18 protein-coding genes are annotated in these 25,222 nt (G+C 67.3%); 10 read left to right on the forward strand and 8 right to left on the reverse strand.

The features are described 5' to 3' along the window. The first annotated feature begins 9 nt into the window (after positions 1-9). On the forward strand, positions 10-2,298 hold the full coding sequence (pbpC, locus tag ACOOHP_RS19505; RefSeq protein ID WP_420468141.1) for a penicillin-binding protein 1C: 2,289 nt from the start codon (positions 10-12) through the stop codon (positions 2,296-2,298). Positions 2,299-2,318: 20 nt separating this feature from the next. On the opposite strand, the gene ACOOHP_RS19510 is transcribed toward pbpC, so the two are convergent. From ACOOHP_RS19510 to ACOOHP_RS19540, 7 genes are all read right to left on the reverse strand, one after another. Further along, positions 2,319-2,918, reverse strand: coding sequence for a hypothetical protein (locus ACOOHP_RS19510; protein ID WP_420468142.1), 600 nt, complete (start codon positions 2,916-2,918; stop codon positions 2,319-2,321). Continuing rightward, positions 2,915-3,898 (reverse strand): lipoyl synthase, encoded by a 984-nt coding sequence (lipA, locus tag ACOOHP_RS19515; protein WP_420468143.1) that lies wholly within the window; start codon positions 3,896-3,898, stop codon positions 2,915-2,917. Before lipA ends, ACOOHP_RS19510 begins: the two co-directional genes overlap by 4 nt. A gap of 73 nt (positions 3,899-3,971) precedes the next feature. Continuing rightward, positions 3,972-4,808 (reverse strand): lysophospholipid acyltransferase family protein, encoded by an 837-nt coding sequence (locus ACOOHP_RS19520; RefSeq protein ID WP_420468144.1) that lies wholly within the window; start codon positions 4,806-4,808, stop codon positions 3,972-3,974. Positions 4,809-4,820: 12 nt separating this feature from the next. Then, positions 4,821-5,624 carry a GNAT family N-acetyltransferase gene (locus ACOOHP_RS19525; RefSeq protein ID WP_420468145.1) on the reverse strand — a complete coding sequence of 268 codons (804 nt, stop codon included), beginning with the start codon at positions 5,622-5,624 and terminating at the stop codon, positions 4,821-4,823. 254 nt (positions 5,625-5,878) lie between these two features. Further along, positions 5,879-8,413, reverse strand: coding sequence for a glucans biosynthesis glucosyltransferase MdoH (gene mdoH / locus ACOOHP_RS19530; protein WP_420468146.1), 2,535 nt, complete (start codon positions 8,411-8,413; stop codon positions 5,879-5,881). 117 nt (positions 8,414-8,530) lie between these two features. Beyond that, the gene (locus tag ACOOHP_RS19535) at positions 8,531-10,054 is read right to left on the reverse strand and encodes a glucan biosynthesis protein G (protein WP_420468147.1); all 1,524 of its coding nucleotides are present in this window, start codon (positions 10,052-10,054) and stop codon (positions 8,531-8,533) included. 43 nt (positions 10,055-10,097) lie between these two features. After that, entirely contained in the window at positions 10,098-10,637 is a 540-nt protein-coding gene (locus ACOOHP_RS19540; RefSeq protein ID WP_420468148.1) for a MarR family winged helix-turn-helix transcriptional regulator, read from the reverse strand. Between the two features lie 109 nt (positions 10,638-10,746). On the opposite strand from ACOOHP_RS19540, the gene ACOOHP_RS19545 reads away from it, so the two are divergent. The 5 genes from ACOOHP_RS19545 to ACOOHP_RS19565 all read left to right on the forward strand — a co-directional run bounded on the left by ACOOHP_RS19545 (position 10,747) and on the right by ACOOHP_RS19565 (position 18,353). Next, positions 10,747-11,892: an efflux RND transporter periplasmic adaptor subunit gene (locus ACOOHP_RS19545; RefSeq protein ID WP_420468149.1), complete on the forward strand. Its 1,146-nt coding sequence runs from the start codon at positions 10,747-10,749 to the stop codon at positions 11,890-11,892. A 7-nt stretch (positions 11,893-11,899) separates the two neighbouring features. Beyond that, positions 11,900-15,037: an efflux RND transporter permease subunit gene (locus ACOOHP_RS19550; protein WP_420468150.1), complete on the forward strand. Its 3,138-nt coding sequence runs from the start codon at positions 11,900-11,902 to the stop codon at positions 15,035-15,037. Next, the gene (locus ACOOHP_RS19555; protein ID WP_420468151.1) at positions 15,034-16,431 is read left to right on the forward strand and encodes an efflux transporter outer membrane subunit; all 1,398 of its coding nucleotides are present in this window, start codon (positions 15,034-15,036) and stop codon (positions 16,429-16,431) included. Before ACOOHP_RS19550 ends, ACOOHP_RS19555 begins: the two co-directional genes overlap by 4 nt. 33 nt (positions 16,432-16,464) lie before the next feature. Further along, positions 16,465-17,397, forward strand: coding sequence for a class I SAM-dependent methyltransferase (locus tag ACOOHP_RS19560; protein WP_420468152.1), 933 nt, complete (start codon positions 16,465-16,467; stop codon positions 17,395-17,397). 95 nt (positions 17,398-17,492) lie between these two features. Next, a complete protein-coding gene (locus tag ACOOHP_RS19565) occupies positions 17,493-18,353 on the forward strand; it encodes a cupin-like domain-containing protein (RefSeq protein ID WP_420468153.1) in 861 nt (286 codons plus the stop codon). Positions 18,354-18,363: 10 nt separating this feature from the next. On the opposite strand, the gene rnt is transcribed toward ACOOHP_RS19565, so the two are convergent. Then, on the reverse strand, positions 18,364-19,020 hold the full coding sequence (gene rnt / locus ACOOHP_RS19570; protein ID WP_420468154.1) for a ribonuclease T: 657 nt from the start codon (positions 19,018-19,020) through the stop codon (positions 18,364-18,366). An 82-nt stretch (positions 19,021-19,102) separates the two neighbouring features. Between rnt and ACOOHP_RS19575 the strand changes: the two genes are divergently transcribed. From ACOOHP_RS19575 to ACOOHP_RS19590, 4 genes are all read left to right on the forward strand, one after another. Then, positions 19,103-20,314, forward strand: coding sequence for an argininosuccinate synthase (locus ACOOHP_RS19575; RefSeq protein ID WP_420468155.1), 1,212 nt, complete (start codon positions 19,103-19,105; stop codon positions 20,312-20,314). A 2-nt stretch (positions 20,315-20,316) separates the two neighbouring features. After that, the gene (locus ACOOHP_RS19580; protein ID WP_420468156.1) at positions 20,317-20,472 is read left to right on the forward strand and encodes a hypothetical protein; all 156 of its coding nucleotides are present in this window, start codon (positions 20,317-20,319) and stop codon (positions 20,470-20,472) included. Between the two features lie 91 nt (positions 20,473-20,563). Further along, a complete protein-coding gene (locus ACOOHP_RS19585; RefSeq protein WP_420468157.1) occupies positions 20,564-23,272 on the forward strand; it encodes a LuxR C-terminal-related transcriptional regulator in 2,709 nt (902 codons plus the stop codon). A 275-nt stretch (positions 23,273-23,547) separates the two neighbouring features. Continuing rightward, complete coding sequence (locus tag ACOOHP_RS19590) at positions 23,548-25,176, forward strand: flavin monoamine oxidase family protein (protein WP_420468158.1); 1,629 nt, start codon at positions 23,548-23,550, stop codon at positions 25,174-25,176. Positions 25,177-25,222 lie beyond the last annotated feature (46 nt).

Here is a 25,222-nt window from a genome sequence, read left to right on the forward strand (position 1 = left end):
CGTTTTGCGTTGGGTCTGCTGCTGGTCGCGCTGCTGCTGGTCGCAGTGCGCTACTGGCCAAGGCCGCCGCTGGCTGAGCGCATCGGGCAGTCGCGTGCGCTGTTCGACGTTCACGGCCGGCTGCTGCGGCTGACCCTGGCGCCGGACCAGCAATATCGCTTGTGGGCGGATCTGGAGCAGGTGTCGCCGATCCTGCTCGACGCGCTGCTGCTGCACGAGGACCAGCACTTCTATCTTCACCCCGGAGTCGATCCGGCGGCGCTGCTGCGCGCAACCTGGGCCCTGGCCAGCGGCGGTGCGCGGCAGGGCGGCTCCACGCTGAGTATGCAGCTGGCGCGCCTGTATTACGGGCTGGATACGCGCAGCATCCCCGGCAAGCTGGGCCAGATCGCGCACGCGCTGTGGCTGGAAGCGCGCTACTCCAAGCACGAGCTGCTGGAGGCGCATCTGAACCTCCTGCCTTACGGCGGCAACGTTCAGGGCGTGGGCACCGCGGCGCGCATCTATTTCGGCAAGTCCGCGGCCGACCTGAGTTTGCCCGAGGCGCTGAGTCTGGTGCTGATCCCGCAGGCGCCCGGCGCCCGCGCGCCGTCGCGCGACGAGCCGTCCAACCTGCGTGCCGCGCGTCGCCGCCTGTTCGAACGCTGGGTGCAGACCCGGCCCGGCGACGAGCGCGAACGCGGTCTTGTCGCGCTGCCGCTGCGCTACGGGCGGGTGGCGGACCTGCCGTTCCACGCGCCGCATCTGAGCACGCGCCTGCTGGCCCAGGCCGGCGCGGCGCGCGAAATCCGCAGCACGCTGGACCTGGGCCTGCAGCGTACGCTCGAACGCGAGATGCGCGATTACCTTGCACGCCTGCGCCGCCAGGGTCTGCGCAATGCGTCGGCCATGCTGGTCGACTGGCGCGACATGAGCGTGCGCGCGGTGCTGGGCTCGGCGGCGTTCTTCGATCCCGACCTGCATGGACAGGTCGACGGCACCCTGGCCAAACGCTCGCCGGGTTCGGCGCTCAAGCCTTTCATCTATGGGTTGGCCATTGACCAGGGTCTGATCCATCCGCGTTCGGTCCTCAAGGACGCTCCGACTGCGTTTGGCCCTTACTCGCCGGAGAATTTCGACGGCGCTTTCGTGGGGCCGATCGACGCCACCCAAGCGCTGATCCGCTCGCGCAACGTGCCGGCGGTCACACTCGCCTCGCGGCTGCAGCCGCCTGGGTTTCACGGCTTTCTGCGCGCCGGTGGCGTGGCCCGGCTGGCCTCGGCCGAGCACTACGGTCTGGCTCTGGTGCTGGGCGGTGGCGAGGTGACCATGGCGGAAATGCTGCGCCTGTACGCGCTGCTGCCCAATCGCGGTCGCCTGCGTGCCCTGCGTTACCTTCAGGGCGACGCCGAATCTGCCGACGGCGCGCCGCTGTTGTCGCCGGCCGCGAGCTTCATGCTGCTGGACATGCTGCGGCAGAATCCGCGGCCGGACGACCTCGTGATCCAGGGTGTGGGCGGCGGCGGCCGTGTAGCCTGGAAGACCGGCACCTCCTGGGGCTATCGCGATGCCTGGACCGCGGGCGTGTTCGGGCCCTATGTGCTGGCGGTCTGGGTCGGCGAGTTCGACGGTCGCTCCAATCCCGCCTTCGTGGGTGTGCGCGCTGCCACGCCGCTGTTCTTCCGCATGGTCGACGCCGTGCGTGCGCTGCCCGGCTACGTGGAGCCGGCGCCGACGCAGCCGTCCGATCTGGCCAGTGTCGAGGTCTGCGCCGCGTCCGGCGATCTACCCAACGTGGACTGTCCGCAGCGGGTGACGACGTGGTTCATCCCCGGCACATCGCCGATCCGCCTGTCGCAGGTGCATCGCCGGGTGGCAGTGGATCGGCGCAGCGGCCGCCGCGCCTGTCCGCCCTTCGACCCGGCGGATGTGCGCTGGGAGTTGCATGAATTCTGGTCGTCCGACCTGATGCGCCTGTTCGCGCAGGCTGGCATTCCGCGGCGACCGCCGCCTGCCGCTGGCGATTGCGCCGACGATGCTGCGGCCGGCGCGCCGCCGCAGATCGTGTCGCCGCTGGCGGGCGTGAGCTATCCGGTACGCGAGGCTCGGCTGGGTTCCGAGCGTCTGGCATTCAACGCCCATGCCGAGGGCGACGTGCGCAAGCTGTATTGGTTCGTCGACGATGCCTTCGTCGGCCAATCCGCGCCCGGGGTGGCGCTGGGCTGGGTGCCGCAGGGACCGGGCGTCTACCGCATCAGCGCCATCGACGAGCGCGGCCGCGCCGACCGCCGCGAGCTGCGGGTGGAGCTGGTGCGCTGAGCGATCCGCAATTGCGGATTTCAGGGCTCCACCGGTCGCACCAGCGCTTTGGACTTCACGCCTTCCACCGACATCAGGTACTGGCCGAGAAAGTCGCGACGGATCGTCACGGCCGGCGCGTCGGACTTCGAATAGTGCGTACTGGCGCCCACCGCTTCCCACACTTGGCCATTGTCCAGAATGAAGCGCGTGCCCGGCGACCAGCCCTGGAACGCGCCGACGATGCGGGCATCGACGCGCTCGGCGGGACGGTCAGCCGCCGTCGCCCCCTTGGAACCGGCACCGGCATCGGCGTCGATCGGGTCCTTCGGCGGCAGGTCGGGCGCCGCTTCCACTTCGATTCCGGCTTCGGGCCGAGTCGGTCCGATGACGCCGGTCGCGGCCGTATCGTCAGGTCCGCTTGCGGCTTGCGGCTCGGGTTTCGCCGCGTCCGACGGGGGCTCGGCAGAATCTGGATCGGTCTGTGCCGCGGCCGGCATCGGCCGGCCGGCGGCACGGTCGTAGCAGAACAGACGCACGATGTCGTCATCGATCCTGGCGCACTCGGAGATCTCGGCAGCACGGGCCAGGCCGCTGATGCCGGCGATCGCCGCGGCCGCGAGCAGCGCGAGCGTTTTCATTGCGCGTTCCGGTCGCCCACCAGCTCGTGTGCCTGCACGTCGGCGTGGTAGCTCGACCGCACCATCGGACCGCTGGCCACGTGCGCAAAACCCATCTGCTCGCCCACCATGCGCAGTCGCTCGAACTCGTCGGGATGAACGAAGCGTTCCACCGGCAGATGATTCTTCGACGGCTGCAGGTACTGGCCCAAGGTGAGCATGTCGACCTGATGCGCGCGCAGATCGTGCATGACCTGCTCGATCTCTTCGATGGTTTCGCCCAGGCCCAGCATCAGGCCGGACTTGGTCGGCACTGCGGGATGCAGCGCCTTGAAGCGCTGCAGCAGGTCCAGCGACCAGTCGTAATCCGAGCCGGGCCGTGCGCGCCGGTACAGCCGCGGCACGGTTTCCAGGTTGTGGTTGAACACATCCGGCGGCGTGTCCTTGAAGATCGCCAGCGCGGGGTCCATGCGGCCGCGAAAATCCGGCACCAGCACTTCGATCTTGAGCGTGGGCGAGGCCGCACGCGACTCCCGGATGCAGCCTGCGAAATGCGCCGCGCCGCCGTCCTTGAGATCGTCGCGATCCACACTGGTGATCACCACGTAGCGCAGCTTGAGCGCGGCGATGGTCATCGCCAGCTTGCGCGGCTCATCGGTGTCCAGCGCATTGGGACGGCCGTGGGCGACATCGCAGAACGGGCAGCGCCGCGTGCAGATGTCGCCCATGATCATGAAAGTGGCCGTGCCCTTGCCGAAGCATTCGCTCAGGTTGGGGCAACTGGCTTCTTCGCACACCGTGTGCAGGTTCTGCTCGCGCAGGATGGACTTGATGCGGTCCACCTCGGCGGAATGACCCAGCCGCGCGCGAATCCACGAAGGCTTGCGCGGCATCTGGGTGGTGGCTTCGAACTTGACCGGGATGCGCGCCATCTTCTCGGCGCCGCGCAGCTTGACGCCGGCGACAACGGGTGCGGGCGCAAGGGGTGGGGGTGTATTCATGCTGCGTATTTTACGCCGCGTCGACGCGGTCGCGCGCGGCGCGCGGGCCACGCAGGTCAATGACTCATAGCAGTCAGGGACCGGCCGTTCCCAGGGCTGCGCGGTTGGGTGCCGGGTCCAAAACCTGGCTTACCGCCGCGTGTGCCTGCAGGGCCAGCTCTTCGCGGGAGCGGTCGGCCGCCGCCACGCGGGGACAGAAATGCAGCTCCACACTCAGGCCGGAGGCGTTTCGCAACAGCCGCAGCAGGTGCGAGACCAGATCGTCATCGCCGACAAAAGGTGCCAGCTCCGCACCCCGATCACCGCGACCGTAGCGCAGTGCCACGGCCTGCACCGACGTGCGCGACTCGATCGCCGCGGCGAACAGGCGCGGATGAAAGCTCAGCACCTCCTGGCCGGTGGTGGTGGTGCCTTCGGGAAACACGACCGCCACGCCGCCGCCGCCCAGATAGGGCGCCATGCGATTCAGCAGCGGCCGCGAGCCGCCCTTGCCGCGACGGATGTAGAAGGTGCCGGCGGCATCGGCCAGCCAGCCGGCGACCGGCCACTGGCGCACCTCGGATTTGGATACGAAGCGGATCGGCAGGCAGGCCGACAGCACCGGGATGTCGAGCCAGGACACGTGATTGGCGACGATCAGGCCGCCCCCATCGATCGGCACGCCGTGCACGCGCAGACGCAGGCCGAGGATGCGCAACAGCCGCGTCGACCACTGCTGCGCCAGGCGCTCCGCCCGCACACGTTGCGCGGCATTCAGGCGTATCGCCAGCGCCAGCAGCAGTCCGTACGCCACGTGCACGCACAACAGGGCCGCACGCCACGCGAATCGGAGATGGCCATGCAAGGAGGTCGCCGCATTGACGGCGAAGGTCTGCGCGGCAGGGCGGTGCCGCTGCGGTAGCGACATCATCGACGCCGTTGCTCAGGCGTGGCCGGCAGTGGCTTCCACGCTGGGGGCACGGTCCAGGAAGTGGCGGGCGTAGCGCGGATTCAGGTCGCTGACATTGAGCAGCATGAAGACGTCGGCACAGTTGAACTCGCGGTCCCAGTAGGCCTCGCCGCAGGCTTTTGCGCCCAGGCTCAGATAGGCCTTGAGCAGCGGCGGCATCCTGACTTTTTCCGCCGTACGGCCGTCTGCCGCTGGCAGCGGATAGTACGGACGCACGCGGTGGTAATCGGGCGCCATGTAGCGTCCCTTGATCTGCTGCAGGATCGCATGTGCCTGCGCTCCGCCGTCCTCCAGCCCGATGCTGGCGCAGCCGAACAGATAGTCGTAGCCGTGCTGGGTGATGTACGCGGCGATGCCCTGCCACAGCACCGCGATGACCGCGCCGCTGCGGTAATCGCGATCCACGCAAGTGCGACCGATCTCCATCACCCTGCCGGGCAGCGAATCGACCATGGCGAGGTCGAATTCCCCCGACGAATAGAAGCCGCCGGCGTTGGGCGCCATGGCATCCGTGAGCAGGCGCGTGCAGGCCACGATGCGGCCGCTGTCGGTATCGCGGACGGTCAGATGCTCGCACCAAGGATCGTACTGATCGCGGTCCGCCCCGTGTTCGCCACCATCGATCTCGGCGCCCAGTTCGCCGGCGAAGATGCGATAGCGCAACTGCTGCGTTTCCAGAATCTCTTCGGCGGTGCGGGCAAAGGCAACGGCGAATCGCGGTGCCGCCGCGAAGGGGGTATCGGCGAGTACGGTGGACTTCTCGATGAAGACCGACATCGTGTTTTCTCCATTTCGACTCCCGCCAATCTATGAAACGCGCGTGGAAGCAAAATGAAGTCGCGGTGACGGTTGCGTGACACTGCCGACCCGATGCGCGACATCAAAAAACGCAGGGGATGAGCGCACGCGAACAAACCGACACCCGCAAGGCCTGCGGTTTTACGGAGACCGCAGCGTCGATCGCAGCGGCTTCATCGTCGCGGTCCGGCGCGCGGACCTTGGATTTGCGCCGAGCCGCGAGCGGGTCCGGATCACGCCGGTCCGCAGGGCGCCCGCCAGTCGGGGTGCGCGGCGTTGGCGGTCCATACGCGACGGTGCAGCTGACTCAGCAGCAGCGGATCGCCCAGCACGATATTGCGGGAGGCTTCGGACAGGCTGGCGGGGCCTTCGTGCAGCGCGCGGTCCAGCAACTGCTGGCGCTGCTCGATCAGAGCCTGCGGCCGGCGCGGTCGCGGGATGCCGTGAGCCGATACCAATGCATGGACCACCGGGTCCACCACCGCCTCGCGAAATCCCGGCAGCGGTTTCTGCTTCTTCACCGCGGTCCACAGCCAGCGCAGTTCGCGCGGCGGCATCGATTCCTCCGGGATCAGGAACAGGCGCGCCTGACGGAAGCGCCGTCCCAGACTCACCCGCGACGACCACACCGACAGCGGGATCGCCAGCATCAGGCTGCCGACCACCGGCGCCAGCCACCACAGGAAATCGGGCTGCAGCCAGTACACGCCCGCCGCCCACACCACGCCGACCGCAGTGCCGCCGCCATGTTTGGACAAGGCCTCGCCCCAGCCGGTCTCGGTGTCTCCGCGCGGCGGCGATTTCCACACCAGCTTCCAGCCGAGCAGCGCACCGGCGACGAACTTGGTGTGAAACAGCATGCGGATCGGCGCCAGCAAGGCCGAGAACGCGGTCTCTAGAAACACGCTGACGAGCATGCGCAGCGGGCCACCGAAACCGCGCAGCTCGGCTGGCCGGATCAGCAGCAGCAGTGCGGCCAGCAGCTTCGGCAGGAACAGCAGCGTGGCGGTGGCGCCGAACAGCCGGATGGCCCATTCCGGATGCCATTGGGGCCATAGCGGGAACAATTGATTGGGTTCGTGGAAATACACCGGTTCGGCCAGTACGTTGATCGCCAGCAGTGCGGTCGACAGCACCAGGAACAGAAACCACAGGGGCGCCGACAGGTAGGCCATCACGCCGGTCATGAACACCGCGCGGTGGGCCGGATGCAGTCCCTGCGCGGTGAACAGCTGGAAATTCTGCAGATTGCCCTGGCACCAGCGGCGGTCGCGCTTGAGTTCGTCGAGCAGCGAGGGCGGCATTTCCTCGAACGATCCGGGCAGGTCGTAGGCGATCCATACACTCCAGCCCTTGGCCCGCATCAACGCGGCCTCCACGAAGTCGTGGGACAGAATCTCGCCTGCCAGCGGGCCGCTCCCGGAAATCTTGCCCAGCGCGCAGTGGCGCATGAACGGCGCCACCCTGAGGATGGCGTTATGTCCCCAGTAGTGACTCTCGCCGAGCTGCCAGTAATGCAGGCCCGCGGTGAACAGCGGTCCGTAGACGCGCGTGGCCATCTGCTGGATGCGGGCGTACAGCGTTTCGCGTCCGGCGGCGCGCGGCGCGGTCTGGATGATGCCTGCCTTCGGGTTGGCCTCCATCAGCTGCACCAGGCGTTTGAGGCAGGCGCCGCTCATCACGCTGTCGGCATCGAGCACGATCATGTAGCGATACAGGCTGCCCCAGCGTCGGCACCAGTCGGCGACATTGCCCGACTTGCGCCGGATACGGTTGGTGCGCCGACGGTAGAAGATGTGGCCAAAGCCGTTGACCTCGCGACACAGCTGCAGCCAGGCCTCCAGTTCGGCCACGCGGGTGTCGGCCTCGCTGCTGTCCGACAGGATGAAGAACGCGAAGCGATCCAGGCTGCCGGTGCGTGCCAGCGAGTCGTAGGTGGCGCGGATGCCCGCAAACACGCGGCCGACATCCTCGTTGCAGATCGGCACCAGGATGCCGGTGCGGGCCCCGACCGGAATCAGCAGATCCGGTGCGGCGGTGGCGCTGATGGAGAACCGGTCGCGACCGCGCACCAGCACCCAGAATCCCATCAAGGCCGTCCAGAAACCGGTACCGACCCAGGCGAACAGCACCGCATAGATGGCCAGGATGATCATCTCCAGCCAGTGGTTGCCGTGGTAGGGCAGGATCGCCGTCATGAAGTAGGAGGCCAGCCAGGTCTGACCCAGCACCAGCGAGACCAGGAACAACCGGCGCAGCCGTGACGCGGCCAGCCAGTGCACCTCGCGCTCGGGCTGGTCGGGCTGGTCCTTCGAATCCGGATGACGACTGGCCAACCGACCGCGCTGGCCGAACCAGCGCGTGCGCAACGCCTTGACCCAGCGGCCCAGCACGTTGGTGTTCCATGGCACTGGCGTCATCGACGCGCGCGCCAGCGGCGGCATGGTGACCAGCCGGGAATGTCCGTGCACATCCTCCTGCAAGGCCAGTTCCAGGCCCGCATCGCCGCGCTGGTGACGCTGTGCCCAGTGTCTGCGCAGACGCGGCTGCACCGAGCACAGGCCGTCTGCCGCCGGGGTGTCGCCACGGTTGGCCAGGACCCGGTGGATGTGCTCGAAACCTTGCTCCGGACCCAGGTCTGCCGTTTCGCAGGCAAGTGTCCGGCGCTGTTCCTCGTCCAGCGGCAGCCGCGCCAGATAGTCGATCGCTCGCACCGGCGGATCGGGGGGCGTGTTGGCGGGCGGAGCGGCGGTGTCGAAACTCTGCATGGGTCCAGGTTGGTCGGACTTATAGGTCGAGTTTTAGGCCGACGTACCGGCGGAGCAAGCCACACGAACACCCCATCCGCAACGGGATTTCCGGTCGGTGCGGCGGTGCGGCGGCCATCACGGTGCCAGCAGATAGCTCCAGGTTTCGGTCAGCACGTCCTCGTCGTTCTTCAGGAAAGCGCGAATCTCCACCGGCTCGGCGGCGTTCAGGCGGTGAAAACGGAAACTCAGCCGCCATTGTCCGTTGACCTCGTTGCGAATCACTTCGCGTTCCATCAATGCGCCGTTTTCGTTGAGCCAGATCGCGCCCAACAGCTTGGCGTCCGGTGGAAGTTCGCGCAGCCGCGGGCCGTCGAAGTCCACCACCATGCGCAGGGATTCGTCCGCCTGGCTTACCCAGCCGCGGCTGCGCCGCGACTGCACCACCCAGCCGCCGGGCGGACGGATTTCCTCCTCCATCTGCCACGACAGGCGGTAGTTGTAGTCCAGGCCCGGGCCCACCGGGGGTGGCGTTTCCGGCACCCAGTAGGCGACGATGTTGTCGTTGAACTCGTCGGGGGTGGGGATGCTGACCAGTTCGACGCGACCGGGCCCCCAGGCCCCGCGCGGCTCCACCCAGGCGCTGGGACGCAGGTCGTAGCGCTGGTTCAGGTCCTGGTAGTTGTTCCAGTCCCGGTCGCGCTGCATCAGCCCGTACCCCTTGGGATTGCGGGTGGCGAACGAGGTCACGATCAGGCGACGGGGGTTGATCAGCGGCCGCCACACCCATTCGTCGTTGCCGGTATGCACCATCAGGCCGTCGGACTTGTGGACCTCGGGCCGATAATCCTCGCTGACGGACCGCTGGTTTTCGCCGAAATGGAACATGCTGGTCAGCGGCGCCAAGCCCAGTTTGGTGACGCCCTCACGCAGGTAGACGCGGCTGGTCACCTCCACCGTGGTGGTGATCCCGGGACGCAGCACGAAACGATAGGCCCCTGCCATGCGCCGCGAATCCAGCAGGCCGTATACCGTCAGGTGGCGGTCCTCGGCGCGCGGCCAGGCGATCCAGAACTCGGTGAAGTAGGGGAATTCCTCGCCCGACAGCAGTCCGGTGTCCACCGCCAGACCGCGCGCCGAAAGTCCATACTGCTGTCCGGCGCCGAGCGCGCGGAAATAGCTGGCGCCGAGGAAACTCATGACCTCGCGGCCGTCTTGCGCGCCCTTGCCGAGGTGACGGACGCGAAAGCCGGCGAAGCCGATGTCGCCATAGCGACCGGGATCGAGCTGTCCGTTGCGTTTGCCGTAGTCGAAATCCTCGGCGCGAAACGCCACCGGGGCGACCCCGTCGGCGGTCAGCAGATGAATGCGCACCGGCTTGCGATAGTGCTGGCCGGGGTGGATCAGCTGCAGCTCGAACGGCAGCCCGCGCTGGGCCCAGATCGCGCGCTCCGGCTTGAAGCGGATGTCGCGGTACTGCCTCGGTTCCAGCTCGATCAGCTCCCGCGGCAGCGCGGTGTCCGGCGGCGCCACGTATGGCCGTTCGGACAAGTCCTGGGCCCGCTTGGCCACATACTCGAAATCGATTGCCAGGAGCTGGCCACAAGGCAGCATCAGCAGCGCAAGCAAGACGCCGGCGGCGCGGCGCATGCGTAGGTTCATTGGGGGACGATCCGGGCCAGTCATGTGGCGTGATCCTGCAATTCTATTCGATGGCGCGCGCTTTTCCGTTGGCGGCTGTGCGGCGTGTAACGGGCGGCTTGCGGCCGCGTTTGCGGGCGGACCCCGGCAGTTCCTGCCGGGCCATTTGCGCGTAGCCGTCGCGCGCACGTTCGAGTACCGAGATCGCCACCGCCAGGTCGCGGGCTGAGATGCCGGTCAGACCCTGGATCCGGATTTCGGACACGATGCGGTCGACCTGGACGCACAGACGCCGCGCGCGCGGGGTTAGTTCCACGTGATAGGCCCGGCGGTCTTGCGGACAGGCACGGCGGACGATCCAACCGCATTCGCCGAGGCGGTCGAGCAGGCGTACCACCGTCGGCGATTCCACCGACAGCATGCGTGCCAGTTCGACCTGGGTCATGGGGCCGCCATTCAAGTGCAGGCACAGCAGCGGGCGCCAGCGTGCCTGCGACAGGCCCAGCGGCTCCAGCCGCGCGTCGATCACTTCGCGCAGCAGCCAATACGACTCGCGCAGCAGGCTGACGAAGCGGAAATCCGGCGCTTGGGAGGGCTGGTTCACGTGCGCAAGGGACGGAGTGGGGGTGGGACGATAGTAAAAAGCAACTGCTTGACGAAAAGCTAGCATGCTAATTATTGTCCGACAAATATTGCTCTCCGGGGACCCCACCATGTTGCGTCTGCGTGCCTGCTCCGCCGCGGTCGGTGCGATGCTGGCGGCCGGGATGGCCGCGTGCTCGCAGCCACCGCCTCCCGAGCCGCCGCCGCCGGAAGTGCGCGTCCTGGAACTGCGGCCGCAGCCGGCGGCGGTCGAAACCGGCTACGTCGCCCGGGTGGAGGCTTCCAGCACGGTGGAAATCCGTCCACGGGTCGGTGGCCTGCTGGAAAAGCTGGCGGCCGAAGAAGGCGCGCGCGTGCGGCGCGGACAACTGCTGTTCGAGATCGATTCGCAACCCTATCTGGAGGCCCTGGCGCAGGCCCGTGCGGCGGTGGCCCAGGCCCGCGCCAGCCAGGTGCAGGCCGAGCGCGACCTGGCACGGGTGGAGCCGCTGCTGGAACTCAATGCGGTCAGCCGTCAGGAGTACGACGCCGTGCGGGCGCGCGAGCAGGCCGGTGCGGCGGCCGTGGACGCGGCACAGGCCGCGGTGCGCACCGCCGAGCTGGATCTGGAATACACCCGCGTCACCTCGCCGATCGACGGCGTGATGGGTCGCGCGCAACTGCGCGTAGGAGGCCTGGTGACGGCATATACCTCGCTGCTGACGACGGTGTATGCGACCGATCCGATGTTCGTGAACTTCAGCATCAGCGAGCAGCGCATGCTGGAACTGGGCCGGCTCTACGGCATCACCCGCGAGAAACCCGACCGCGAGCGGGTGTTCCGTCTGCAGTTGTCCGACGGATCCGAATATCCCCACCCGGCGCACGTGGATTTCGTCGATGCCGCGGTCGATGCCGACACCGGCACCCTGCCGATCCGGCTGTCCGTGCCCAACTCCGACGGCCTGCTGGTGAGCGGCCAGTTCGCCCGTGTGCTGGTGCAGACCGAGCAGGTGAAGGATGCGCTGCTGCTGCCGCAGCGCGCGGTGCAGGAGGTGCAGGGCCGCACCAGCGTATGGGTGATCGGCGACGACGACATCGCGCAGCCGCGCAACGTCACCATGGGCGCGCGCATCGGCACCGAGTGGCTCGTGCAGGAGGGCCTGGAGCGCGGCGAGCGGGTGGTGATCGAGGGCATGCAGAAGCTGCGTCCCGGTGCGCCGGTGACGGTGGTGGCGCCCGACGCCGCCAGCGGCGAAGCAGCGACGGAGTCCTGAGGCCGGCATGGTCAACTTCTTCATCGACCGGCCGATCTTTGCCGCGGTCCTGTCCATCATCATCACGCTGGCCGGCGTCGTTTCGCTGACGCAGTTGCCGGTGGCGCGCTTCCCGCAGATCGTGCCGCCGTCGATCGTGGTCACCACCACGTTCCCCGGCGCCGATGCCGTCACCGTCGAGCAGTCGGTGGCGGCGCCGATCGAGCAGCAGGTCAACGGCGTCGAGAACATGCTCTACATGAGCAGCAAGAGCGGCAACGACGGCTCGTACTCGCTCACCGTGACCTTCGACATCGGCACCGACCAGGACATCGCCGCGGTTCAGGTGCAGAACCGCGTCGCCATCGCACAGCGCCAGTTGCCGCAGGAAGTGGTGCGCCAGGGCGTCAGCGTCAACAAGCGTCAGCCGCAGATCCTGCTGCTGGTGGCGATCACCGCCAGCGACCCGGCGCTGGATTTTCTGTACCTGAGCAATTACGCCACGCTCAACGTGGTCGACGCGCTGGCGCGCGTGCCGGGGGTCGGGCAGGTGACGGTGTTCGGTGCGCGCGATTACGGCATGCGCATCTGGCTCAACCCCGAACGCATGGCCCAGCTCGGCGTCACCACCCAGGACGTCAGCGCGGTGCTGCAGGAGCAGAACGTGGTGGCACCGGCCGGCACCATCGGTGCCGAGCCGGCGCCGGAGGGGCAGGAGAAACAGTACGCGGTGTACGTACGCGGGCGTCTGGCCGACGTCGAGGAATACGAGAACGTGGTGGTGCGCGCACGCAGCGACGGTAGTCTGGTGCGGATCAAGGACATCGCGCGGGTGGAACTCGCCGCCACCGACTACACGCGCACCAACCGTCTCAACGGCGAGGCCTCGGCCGGCATCGGCATCTATCAGCTGCCGGACGCCAACGCGCTGGAGGTGCGCGAGGGCATCCGCCAGGCGATGGCGGAGCTGGAGCGTAGTTTCCCTGACGGCATCGAGTATTCGATCCCGTTCGACACCACGCAGTTCGTGGAGCAGTCGCTCGACAGCGTGGTGGAGACGCTGTTCGAGGCGTCCCTGCTGGTGCTGGCGGTGGTGTTCCTCTTTCTGCAGAGCTGGCGCGCCACCCTGATCCCGATGCTGGCGGTGCCGATCTCCATCATCGGCGCCTTTACCGCTTTCGTGATGCTGGACTTTTCCATCAACACGCTGACCTTGTTCGCGATGGTGCTGGCGATCGGGCTGGTGGTGGACGATGCCATCGTCGTGGTGGAGGCGGTGACCGCCAAGATGGATGCCACCGGCAAGTCGGCGCGCGAGGCCACGCGCGAGGCGATGGCCGAGGTCGGCGGTCCGGTGGTGGCGATCGCCCTGGTGCTGTCGGCGGTGTTCATTCCCGCCGCGTTCCTGCCGGGCTTGACCGGGCAGTTCTACCGCCAGTTCGCGCTGACCCTGTCGGTGTCGGTGATGATCTCCTGCCTGGTGGCGCTGACCTTCACTCCGGCGCTGTGCGCGCTGCTGCTCAGACCCGGTGCCGAAGGGGGGGCACCGGGACCGATCGGACGCTTCTTCGGGCTGTTCAACCGCGGCTTCGCGCGCGCCACGCAGGGCTACAGCGAAACCGTGCAGCGCGCCGTCCGCCGCAGCGGGGTGGCACTGGGCATATTCGGCGTGTTGACCGTGGTCGCTGCCTGGCTGGTGCTGTCGCGTCCCAGCGGTTTTCTGCCGGAGGAGGACCAGGGCTATCTGCTGGTGGCGATCTCATTGCCGCCGGGCGCCTCGTTTCAGCGCACCGACGAGGTGGTGCTGGAGTTCGACCGCAAAGTGCATGCGATCCCCGGCGTCGTCGACGCGGTGGAGATTGTCGGCTTCAGCATCTTTGCCGGCATCACCAATCCGGCGTCCGCCTTTTCCTTCATCAGCCTTGCGCCGTGGGACGAACGCGGCGACGACCGGAGCGCGGCGCGCATCCTGCAACAGGTCGTGGAGGCCACTCGCGGCATCGAGGGCGCCAACTTCCTGGTGCTCAATCCGCCGTCGATTCCGGGCATCGGCACCGGCGGCGGCTTCGAGTTCGTGCTGCAGGACCGTGGCGGCGGCACGCTGGACCAGTTCACCGGCAACATCAACGCTCTGATCGGCACCGCCAACCGGCAGCCGGAGCTGACGCGCGTATTTACCCAGTTCAATGCCAGCACGCCGCAGATCGAGTACGTGATCGATCGCGAACACGCCAAGACGCTGGGGATTCCGATCTCCGACATCTTTTCGTCGCTGCAGACCTTTCTCGGCGGCAGCTACATCAACGACTTCAATCTCTACGGCCGCACCTACCGCGTCACCGCCCAGGCCGATGGCGCCGCGCGCGCCGCGCCCGACGCGGTCAACCAGCTTTACGTGCGCTCGGCGGCCGGCGACATGGTTCCGCTGTCGACGCTGGTATCGATCCGCTCGCGGATAACGCCCGACTACATCGAGCGTTTCAACATCTTTCGCGCGGTGACCATCAACGGCAGTGCCCAGGCCGGCTACAGCTCGGCCGAGGCGATGGCGGCGATGGACAGAGTCGGCGACGAACTGCCCGAGGGCTACCAACATACCTGGAGCGGCGTCAGTTACCAGGAACGCAAGGCGGCCGGGCAATCGGTCTACATCTTCGCCGGCAGTCTGGTGTTCGTGTTCCTGGTGCTGGCGGCACTCTACGAGAGCTGGCTGGTGCCGTTTTCGGTCATGCTCGGCATTCCCTTTGCCGTGCTGGGCGCCTTTGCCGCGCTGACCGCACGCGGCATGGCCAACGACGTCTACGCGCAGATCGGCTTGGTGATGTTGATCGGCCTGGCTGCGAAGAACTCCATCCTGATCGTGGAATTCGCCAAGCTGGCCTACGAGCGTGGCGTGCCGCTGGCCGAGGCGGCGGTGACCGGTGCGCGTCAGCGCCTGCGGCCGATTCTGATGACCTCGTTTGCGTTCATTCTCGGCACCACGCCGCTGGTGCTGGCCGGTGGCGCCGGCGCCGCGGCGCGCCAGGTGCTGGGCACCACGGTGGTGTTCGGCATGCTCGGCGCAACCTTGATCGGCATCTTCCTGGTGCCGGTTTTCTACGTGCTGCTGCAGGGCACGGTCGATCGCTGGCGTGGACGGCGGCCGCTGCCGCAGGCGAACCTGTGAGGACGCTGGCGCCGGCCCTGACCGGGCTTTTGTTATCGGCCTGTGCGCTGGGCCCGGACTACGCGCGGCCGCCGCTGGAGATTCCGGCCGCTTATCCCAGCGCCGCGGCGCTCGATGCGCCGGGTTCGGACCGTGATCTGGCGTGGTGGGGGTTGTACCGCGACCCGACGCTGCAGGCCCTGATCGCCGAGGCGCTGACGCGCAATCTCGATCTGCGCATGGCGGTGGCGCGCGTCGAGCAGGCGCGGGCGTTGCGAGGGTCGACGCGGTTGACGCTGTTGCCGCAGATATCCGCCGAAGCCGGAGTCGAGCGCGAACAGCTCAGCGTGGACGCCATCGGCAGTGGCGAGCGCCTGCGTACCACCGAATCGGCGGGCCTGGGCCTGTCCTGGGAACTGGACTTGTGGGGCCGCCTGCGACGTGAGAACGAGGCCGCTCAGGCCGAGCTGCTGGCGGCCGAGCACGCACAACGCGGCGTGCAGGTGAGCCTGGTGGCGCAGGTCGCCACCGCCTGGTTCAGCCTGGCCAGCCTCGACGAACAGCTCGCGGTCACGCGCGCCACCGCGGTCACGCGCGAGCAGTTTCTGGAACTCACCCGCGCCCAGTTCGAGCGCGGCGTGGTCAGCGGGCTGGACGTGGCCACTGCCGAGGCGCAGCTGGCGCAGGCCCGCGTCAGCATTCCCGAATTCGAACGCCAGCTGGCGCAGACCGGCCACGCGCTGTCGCTGCTGCTGGGGCGCAACCCCGGCGCGTTCGAGCCGCCCGACCTGCAGACCACCGCCGCGATGAATCCGCCGGTGCCGCCCGGGTTGCCGAGCCGCCTGCTGGAGCGGCGCCCAGACGTCCTGCAGGCCGAGCAGGCGCTGGTGGCGGCCAATGCCCGCATCGGCAGCGCCAAGGCGGCGCTGTTTCCCACCCTGTCGCTGACCGGCAGCTTCGGCTCGCTCAGCGCCGCGATGACCGACCTGTTCAGCAGCGGCGCCGAGACCTGGTCGCTGGGCGTCGGGCTGCTGCAGCCGCTGCTGGATGCCGACCGCAACGGGTATCGCGTCGATCTCGCCGATGCGCGCAAGGCCGAGGCCCTGGCCGCCTACGAGAAGGCGGTACGCAACGGCTTTCGCGAGGTCGCCGATGCGCTTGTGGCGCGCCACAAGCTGGGCGAGATCGAGCGCGCGCAACAGCAACTGGTGGCAGCCCAGCAGCGCGCCGAAGAGATCGCCACCGCGCGCTACAAGGGGGGCTACTCGTCCTACTTCGACGTCATCAACGCCGACCGCGACCTGTTCAATGCCAAGCTGGCGCTGGCCGCGGCGCGGCTCAATGCGCGGCTGGCCTCGGTGGAGCTGTATCGCGCGCTGGGCGGCGGCTGGTTTACGCCCGGAACAAACAGGTAGGATCGTTATCGCGGGTGACGCGCCGAGCGTGGCGTGTCGCGCTGGGGAAAGTTGATGCGAGAAGCGGCCGTCGAAGCGGATCGTCCGGGGGTCAACGCTGGTGGGCGGGACTGGTTTCCGTTTGCCCTGCCGTCGTCGCCATTCAAACGCGGTCTCGTGCTGTGCATGGGGCTGAGCCTGCTCGCGCTGTGCCCGGCACGAAGGTCGCGCCTTTTGGCGGGAGACATTGACGACTTCGCTACCCTCGGTCGATCAGGTCGCTGGATGCTCGCTGCGCTCGGCTGGGTTGGCGCGCGTTCCGGGCGGTTGGCCATGCTGCAGCCGATTCACCGGCGGTTCTGGCAAAGCCGCGAAGGCGTGCTGCATTACGGCCACCATGAGAATCGCCACAGCGGCGAATTCCTGATGCATCATGTGGACGTAGTCGACGAGGTTTGCGCTGCGGCGATGGTGCACGGCATCGAATCTCTCGTCGAGTTCGGCTGTGGACGTGGCGAGGTTCTGCAGCATTTCCTTCGCACCGGCCCTTTCGCGGCCGGGATCGGCGTCGATCTAAGCGCGGGGCTGCTCGCGATAGCGCGCGCAGCGACGATCGACCCGCGCATTTCCTACGCTTGCAACGATGCGCTCGGCTGGCTGCGAGTCAGCGGCAAGCCCGGATGCGTCTACCTGACTAACGGCGGCGTGTACGAGTACTTTTCTCCGGAACGATTGCGCGAGTTGTTTGCGCACATTTACGGCACGCTGCGACCGGCGATCATCGCGCTGGTCGAGCCGCTGAGCCCGGATCACGATCTCGAGGCCGACACCCGATCACGAACCTACGGCATAGAGCAGTCGTTCTCCCATCCGTATCCCGCGCTGTTGCGCGATGCTGGATTCTCGATCCTGCACCAGACCGACTACCGCGACGGCGCCGCGCAGCGCTGGCTGCGATTGATCGCAGTTGCCGGCCCGACGGCATGAGGACACCTTCATAGCAAGCACGCGCGCCCTTCGGCTCCGCAGGCCGGTGGCACGCTAATCAAGGCGAGTCGCGGTAAAAATGACGAGGAGACTTTATGCCAGCGATTGTCGTCGAACGTCGTGAAGGTTTGCGCTACGAAGACATAGAGCGGGAGTACCAGTGGCCGCTGCGCCCGGTGGTCGTGCCCGGATTGTGCGCGGATTGGCCGGCATTCAAGACCTGGACGCTGCCGTACTTGCGTGACCGATTCCCGCGGTTCCAGGTGCGCGTGGACGGGAGCATGGTGGCGCTCGGACCCTTCATTGACGAGGTGCTCGCAGCGACCCCGGAACGGCCCTGCCGCTATCTGCGCGAGTGCTACCTGGCCAAGGTGCTGCCTGAGGTGTTGCCCGAGCTGAGTCCGATTCCGGGGCAGCCGCGCAACCGTACGCAGAGCCGGCTAGTGCCGCTGGGGGACGCGTACCGCAACGAGGCCGGGCCGCCGGAACTGCTCATCTCGGGGCCGGGCACGTTCTTCCCGGTTCTGCATTACGACTTGCATCACCTGCACGCGTTCATCACCCAGCTACAGGGAGACAAGGAATTCACGGTGTTTCCGCCCGGCGAGGCCGAGAATCTGTACCCGCGCGAAGACCGTAGGCAGGTGTCGCGCATCGATTGCTTCGATCCCGTGGACCTTGCCCGCTTCCCGCGTTTCGCCAATGCGACGCCGATCCGTTTCCGCGTCAATGCTGGCGACACGGTGTTTGTCCCGAGCGGCTGGTGGCATTTCACGCGCACCCTGTCGCCGTCGCTGGCTATTACCTGGAATTCGGTATCTCGCGCCAACTGGCGCGCATTCACCGAAGATCACTTTCTCGGCGAAGGGCGCCAGCGCGGCCTCAAGCCGACTCTGAAGCGCCTGTATCTGCGCGTGATCGGGGTGATGCTCACCGCGATAGAGCGCGGGCCCTGATCCGGGCCGCTCAGTCGGGAATCGGTGCAGCGGTGGCCGAGGCCTCGAACAAGGGCCGCACCCGGTTGATCAGCACGCAGAACAGGTCGGCAGTCATCTCGGCGTCGTAGATTGCCGAATGCGCCTCGCGCGGATCGTAGGTCAAGCCGGCGGCCTCGACCGCGCGCGCCAGCACGGTCTGGCCCAGCAGGCTGCCGGCCAGGGTCACGGTGTCGAAGCACGAAAACGGATGAAACGGGTTGCGCTTGATGCCGGTGCGCGTCACCGCAGCGTTGAGAAACCCCAGGTCGAAATGCGCGTTGTGACCGACCAGTACGGCGCGGGTGCAGCCGTTCTCGGAGATGGCCTGGCGGATCGGCTTGAAGATGTGCGACAGCGCCTCGGTTTCCCGCTTGGCCAGACGCAGCGGGTTGTCGATTCTGATCCCGTTGACCTCCATCGAGGCCTTTTCCATGTTGGCACCGGGAAAGGGTTCCACGTGGGCGAACACGGTCTGGCGGCGGACCAGCTGACCGTGCTCGTCCACCCCCAGGATCACCGCGGCAATTTCCAGCAGAGCGTCGGTGGCGTTGTTGAACCCGCCGGTCTCGACATCCACGACCACCGGCAGAAAGCCGCGGAAACGATGGCCGACGCGTGGCGCGGGGGGGGAGGAGGGATCGCTCATGGGCGCGGAACTATAGCGGAAGCGGCTCTATAATCCGCGCTTCCTTCGCGCCTCACTCCTCCCTCTTCACGCCTCGCGCCTCATGAGCAAGACCCGCAAAGTCGTCCTCGCCTATTCCGGTGGACTGGACACCTCCGTCATCCTCAAGTGGCTGCAGGACACCTATTCCTGCGAGGTGGTGACCTTCACCGCCGACATCGGCCAGGGCGAAGAACTCGACCACGTGCGGCCCAAGGCCGAGCAATTCGGCGTCAGGGAAATCTTCATCGACGACCTGCGCGAGGAATTCGCGCGCGACTTCGTCTTCCCGATGTTCCGCGCCAATGCCATCTACGAGGGCGAATACCTGCTCGGCACGTCAATCGCCCGGCCGTTGATCGCCAAGCGCATGGTGGAGATCGCCCGGCTCACCGGCGCCGACACCATCAGCCACGGTGCCACCGGCAAGGGCAACGACCAGGTGCGCTTCGAGCTGGGCGCCTATGCGCTGTGGCCGGAGGTCAAGGTCATCGCGCCGTGGCGCGAGTGGGATTTGAACTCGCGTGAAAAGCTGCTGGCCTACGCCGCGCAGCACGACATTCCCATCGCCAAGAAAAAGGATGGCGGCAGTCCGTATTCGATGGACGCCAACTCGCTGCACATCTCCTATGAAGGCGGCGGTCTGGAAGACCCCTGGTGGTGCCCACCCGACGACATCTGGCGTTGGACCGCCAACCCCGAGGACGCACCCGATGCGCCCGAATACCTGACCCTGGAGTTCGCCAAGGGCGATCCGGTCGCGATCGACGGCGAAAAGCTCAGTCCGCACGAGCTATTGACCCGGCTCAACCAGATCGCCGGTCGTCACGGCATCGGCCGCCTCGACATCGTCGAGAACCGCTACGTCGGCATGAAGTCGCGCGGCTGCTACGAGACCCCGGGCGGCACCCTGATGCTCAAGGCGCATCGCGCCATCGAGTCGCTGACCCTGGATCGCGAGGTCGCGCACATGAAGGACGAACTCATGCCGCGCTACGCCAGCCTGATCTACAACGGCTACTGGTGGAGCCCGGAACGCCGCATGCTGCAGGCGATGATCGACGCCTCGCAGGAGCGCGTGAACGGCGAGGTACGCCTCAAGCTCTACAAGGGCAACGTCTACAACGCCGGGCGGCGCTCGCCGGACAGCCTGTTCGACGCCAGCATCGCCACCTTCGAAGATGACCGGGGGGCGTACAACCAGAAAGACGCCGAGGGCTTCATCCGATTGAACGGCCTGCGTCTGCGCACCGGGGCCCTGCGCGACCAGCGCTGAGGTTGTACGCCACGCGTGTTGCCGCTGCCGTCGACCCTTCGCTGTCGCGAAAGGACCCCGCCGGGTGCGGCAACTCGCACGACCAGAAGGACGCCGAGGGCTTCATCCGCCTCAACGACCTGCGCCTGCGCACTGGCGCCATCCGCGACCAGCGCTGAGGTCGTTCGCCACGCGCGACCGTCTGATGGCTCCTGACCGGCCCCGAGGGTGCCGTGCCCGCGCGTGGAAATTGCTAACCTCGTTCCGGTCATGCGCACCCCGCACGCCGATCCCGATCCTCCCGTCTATCGCTACGGCCACAAGCTGTACGAGCCGCGTGCCTATGCCGGTGCCATCAGTCGCGATGACCTGCTGAGCCGTATCTTCGGACGCGAACCGGCGCGCATCGTGCTGGTGCAGGGCCCTGCCGGGCATGGCAAGTCCACCGTGCTGCAGCAGGCCATGGTGCAGTGCCGGCGTTCCGGGATGCTCACCGCATGGCTGAACATGGACGAAGCCGATAACGATCTGCGCCGTCTGTCGATGCATCTGCAGGCGATGCTGTCGATGCTCGAAGACGAGGCGACCGATCGCCCCGAGTCGACGCCGGCGGCCGAGGATCGCGACGATCAGGGCTCGCGTGCCGATGGTTTCATCGCCCGTCTGCTGGAATTCAAGCGCCCCCTGGCGCTGTTCTTCGACGATTTCCAGGCCGTTTCGAACCGCTCGGTGCTGGCCTATTTCAAGGAGCTGATCGATCACCTGCCGGAACGGGTGCGGATGTTTTTCGGGTCGCGTTCGGTGCCGGACATCGGTCTGGCGCGACAGGTGGTGAATCATCAGGCGCTGGTGCTGCGCGCCGAAGAGCTGCGCTTTTCGCCCGTGGAAGTGCGCCGCTTCTTTGCCGGTGCGCAGGATTTGAGCGTGCGCGAAGACGAGCTCAAGGCCATCTACCGGAAGACCGAGGGCTGGCCTGCGGCCTTGCAGTTGTTCCGCCTGTCGCTGGCCAGTCCCAACGTGCGCGGCTCGCTGCGCGACCTGTCGGTGTACCGGCCGCGCGAACTGGCCGACTACCTGGCCGACAACGTCCTGGCGCTGCAAACGCCGCAGGTTCAGGAGTTTCTGCTGCACAGCGCGCCGCTGCGACGCCTCAGCGGTCCGCTCTGCGATGAGGTGCTGGAACGCTGCGATTCCCAGGCCATCCTGCTGCAACTGGAGCGCTCCGGACTGTTCGTGCGCAGTCTCGATGCCGAGGCCGGCTGGTTCGGATATCACGCCCTGTTCGCCTCGTTTCTGGAGGATCAGTTGCGCGCACAGGCGCCGGCGCGGCTGCAGCAAATTCACGAGCGCGCAGCACGCTGGTTCAAGGCACGCGGGCATTACGAAGAGGCCATGGGCCACGCGATGGCCGCTGGCGAGCATGCGCTGGCGGCCGACGTGCTCGATGTCTGGGCTTCGCGCCTGGTGGCGCTGGGACATCTGGTCACGGTGGAACACTGGTACGAGGCGCTGCCGCTGGACGAGGTCGGCGCGCGCCCGGAGCTGGTGGTCAAGATCGCCTGGGCGCTGTGTTTCCTGCGCCGCAGCCAGAAGCTGCCGCCGATCGCCGCGCTGCTCAAGACGGTGGCGCCAAGCGCGGATGGCGAGGTGCAGCCCGACATCGTGCGAGCGATGCTGGCCTTGCTCGGCGACCGACTCGAAACCAGTCGCGACATCATCCGGACTGTGGATGTGCAGGTGACCGGGCTGTCCGGCTTCCGTGCGTTCGAGATCGCTGCGGCCGCCAATCTGCGCGCCTATCTGGCCATTTTCCAAAGCGACTTCGAGGGCGCCAGGCAGTATCTGGCGCTGGCGCGCAGCCACGGTGAGATCGCCGAATCGGGGTTCAGCCTGGGCTATTCGATCGCGCTGCAGGGCATGAGCCTGCTGGTCCAGGGGCGCCTGGCAGACGTGCTGGAACTGTATCGCCAGGCGGCCCTGCTGCCATGGATGCGCCTGGACGATTCGGTGGCCTCGGCGGTGATTCTCGCCAGCTATGTGCAAGCGCTTTACGAGGCTGGCGACGTCGGTGCCGCCGAACAGCAATTCGAACAGTCGCACGAGGCCATTCTGCAGTTCGCGCCGCTGGACTTCAGCGCGCTGGCGCTGCTGACGATGTCGCGCATCCACGAGCTGCGCGGGCGGCCGTCGCAGGCGGTGGAAATGCTCGACGAGGCCGAACAGGTCGCACTGGCCAGCGGCTGGCCGCGGCTGACGCGGATGGTGGAGTGGGAGCGCGTGCGGCGCTGGTTGCTGCGCGGCGAGGTCGATCGCGCGATGGCCGCCGCCAGCCGCATGGCGAGCGCGAGCCTGCCGCTACCGGCTGGATGGATCGTGTTTTCTGAAGACCACGAAGGCGAGCGATTCGCCCGTGCGCGCCTGTCGATCCACCAGCAGCAGCCGCTGGAGGCGCTGGCGACTCTGCAACCCGAACGCGCGGCCGATCCGGAAGGGGTATGGGTGCGGCGCCAGGTCAAGTTGAACGTGCTGCTGGCGCTGGCCCACGAGTTCCAGGGCGACACTGCGCAGGCGCAGCAAAGGCTCGCGATCGCGCTGGAAAAGGCGCGACCGGGCGGCTTGGTGCGCTGCATCCTGGACGAGGGCAAGGCGGTGGTTGGCCTCTTGGAGCGCCTGCAGACCCAAGGCGAGCGCGTCGGACCCGACACGCTGCGCTTTGCCACGCGCCTGCTGCAACTTGCCGGCCGCGAACGGCCCGCCGCCCAGCTTCCCGAGTTCCAGGCGCTGGAGCCCCTGACCGAACGCGAGCGCAAGATTCTCATCCTGCTCGCCAACGGCGCCACCAACGACGACATCGCCGCACGCATGTTCGTGTCGCGCAACACGGTCAAGTTTCACCTCAAGAACATCTACTCGAAGCTGGCCGTCAACAGCCGCCTGCAAGCGACCAACGCGGCGCGCGCGATGGGACTGGTGGTCTGAATCAAGAAGCCGCTCAGCCACCCATTACACCGACGAACACGCATACGTCGAACGGGTTGCCGAGACTCATTGCATCACCCGACGGGCGCATGAGTTGCCTGCGACAAGCGCTCGATTCAATCGGCGCGATCCGCGCGATCCGTGGCTGAAACGCTTTTCTCCCGCCGCAAGCCCGCCGCCCTAAGGTGGGACGGCGCCCGCACTCGCCGACACGTGCATGACAGCGCAGGGGCGCCCCGTCATGCTCCGGCGCAGCTGACCAAAGGAGCTTCGGCATGGCCAACACCGATCTGTTTCATCGCCTGAGACGCGCGATGCGCCTGGCGCATGCGTCCAATCACGCCGGGTTCGGCGCCGCCGAAGCCCTGCAACGCTGGGAGCACGCCGCGCCCGACCGCGGTCGGCGCGCTTTTCTGCGCAGCGCCACCCTGGCGGCGGCCGGCGCGGCGGCGGGCTGCGCCGGCCTGCGCGACGCCTCAGTGCCGACCGCGCCAAGTAGCGGCGCCGAGGTGGCGGTCATCGGCGCCGGCCTGGCCGGACTGACCGTGGCATGGCGGCTGCGGCAGGCCGGGGTGCCGGTCAGCCTGTACGAAGCGCAGACGCGCCTGGGGGGTCGCGTGCTGAGCCTGCGCGATCATTTCGCCGATCGGCAAGTGGCGGAACTGGGTGCCGAACTGATCGACACCGGTCACCGCCACATGCGCGAACTGGCGGTCGAGCTGAGCCTGGAGCTGGACGACTTCAACGATTACCGCCCCGAGCTGGCGCGGGCGCTGTACTGGTTCGAGGGCCGGCGCCGCAGCGAGGCCGAAGTGGTGGAAGCATTCCGGCCGATCGCGGCGCTGATCGACGCCGACCTCGGGCGTCTGGGCAGCGGCGACATTTCCTGGCGCGAGCCGCAGAACGCACAAGACCTGGACCGGCTCAGCATCGACGACTGGTTTGATCGTCACGGCGTGTCCGGCTGGATCCGCACCTTGCTGAGCGTGGCCTACACCACCGAGATGGGCCTGGAGACCAGCGAACAATCTTCGCTCAATCTGCTCACCTTCATTTCCACCCAGGCCGACCCTTTTCACGTTTTCGGCGACAGCGACGAGCGCTTTCATACCCGTGGCGGCAACGACCGTTTCGTGTCCGAACTGGCGCGCAGGCTCGAGGGCGCAATTCAGACCGGCGCGGTGCTGGAAGCGGTGGCGCAGTCCGACAACGGTCGCTATCGCCTGAGCCTGCGTCGCGACGGCGCGAGCACGGACGTGCACGCCAGTCATGTGGTGCTGGCGCTGCCGGTGAGTCTGCTGCGCGAGGTCAAGCTGGACGTGGAGCTGCCCGAGATCAAACGCCTGGCCATCGCCGAGCTGGCGTACGGCAGCAATGCCAAGCTGATGATCGGCTTTGCCCGGCGCACCTGGACGCAGGGCGCCGGATGCGATGGCAGTACATTCTCCGATCTGCGCTACCAGAGCTGTTGGGAAACCAGTCGCCAGCAGGTGGGCGAGGCCGGCATCCTCACCAACTTCACCGGCGGCCGTCATGGCCTGGAAGTCGGCCAGGGCAGTGCGGCCGAGCAGGCGCGGCGGGCGGTGACCGACCTGGAGCAGGTGTTTCCCGGCATCGCCGCACAACGCCAGGACATGACCGAAGCGCGCTTTCACTGGCCCAGCAATCCCTGGGTGCGGGGCAGCTACGTGTGTCCCAAGCCCGGCCAGTGGACACGGCTGGGCGGTGCCATCGGCGAGGCGGTCGGACGCCTGCGTTTTGCCGGCGAGCACTGTTCGGGGGACAACCAGGGCTTTATGGAAGGTGCGGTCGAATCCGGCGAAACCACCGCGCGCGAACTGCTGCAGGAACTGGGTGTGGTAAACACAGGCGCCAGCCGGCGGCGGATGCTCGGCCTGGGCTGAGTGCACACGACCGCCACGGAACGCTGTGCGGCTCAATCTCAGCCCT

It is taken from the genome of Panacagrimonas sp. (assembly GCF_965216805.1).
Classification (GTDB): domain Bacteria; phylum Pseudomonadota; class Gammaproteobacteria; order Nevskiales; family Nevskiaceae; genus Panacagrimonas.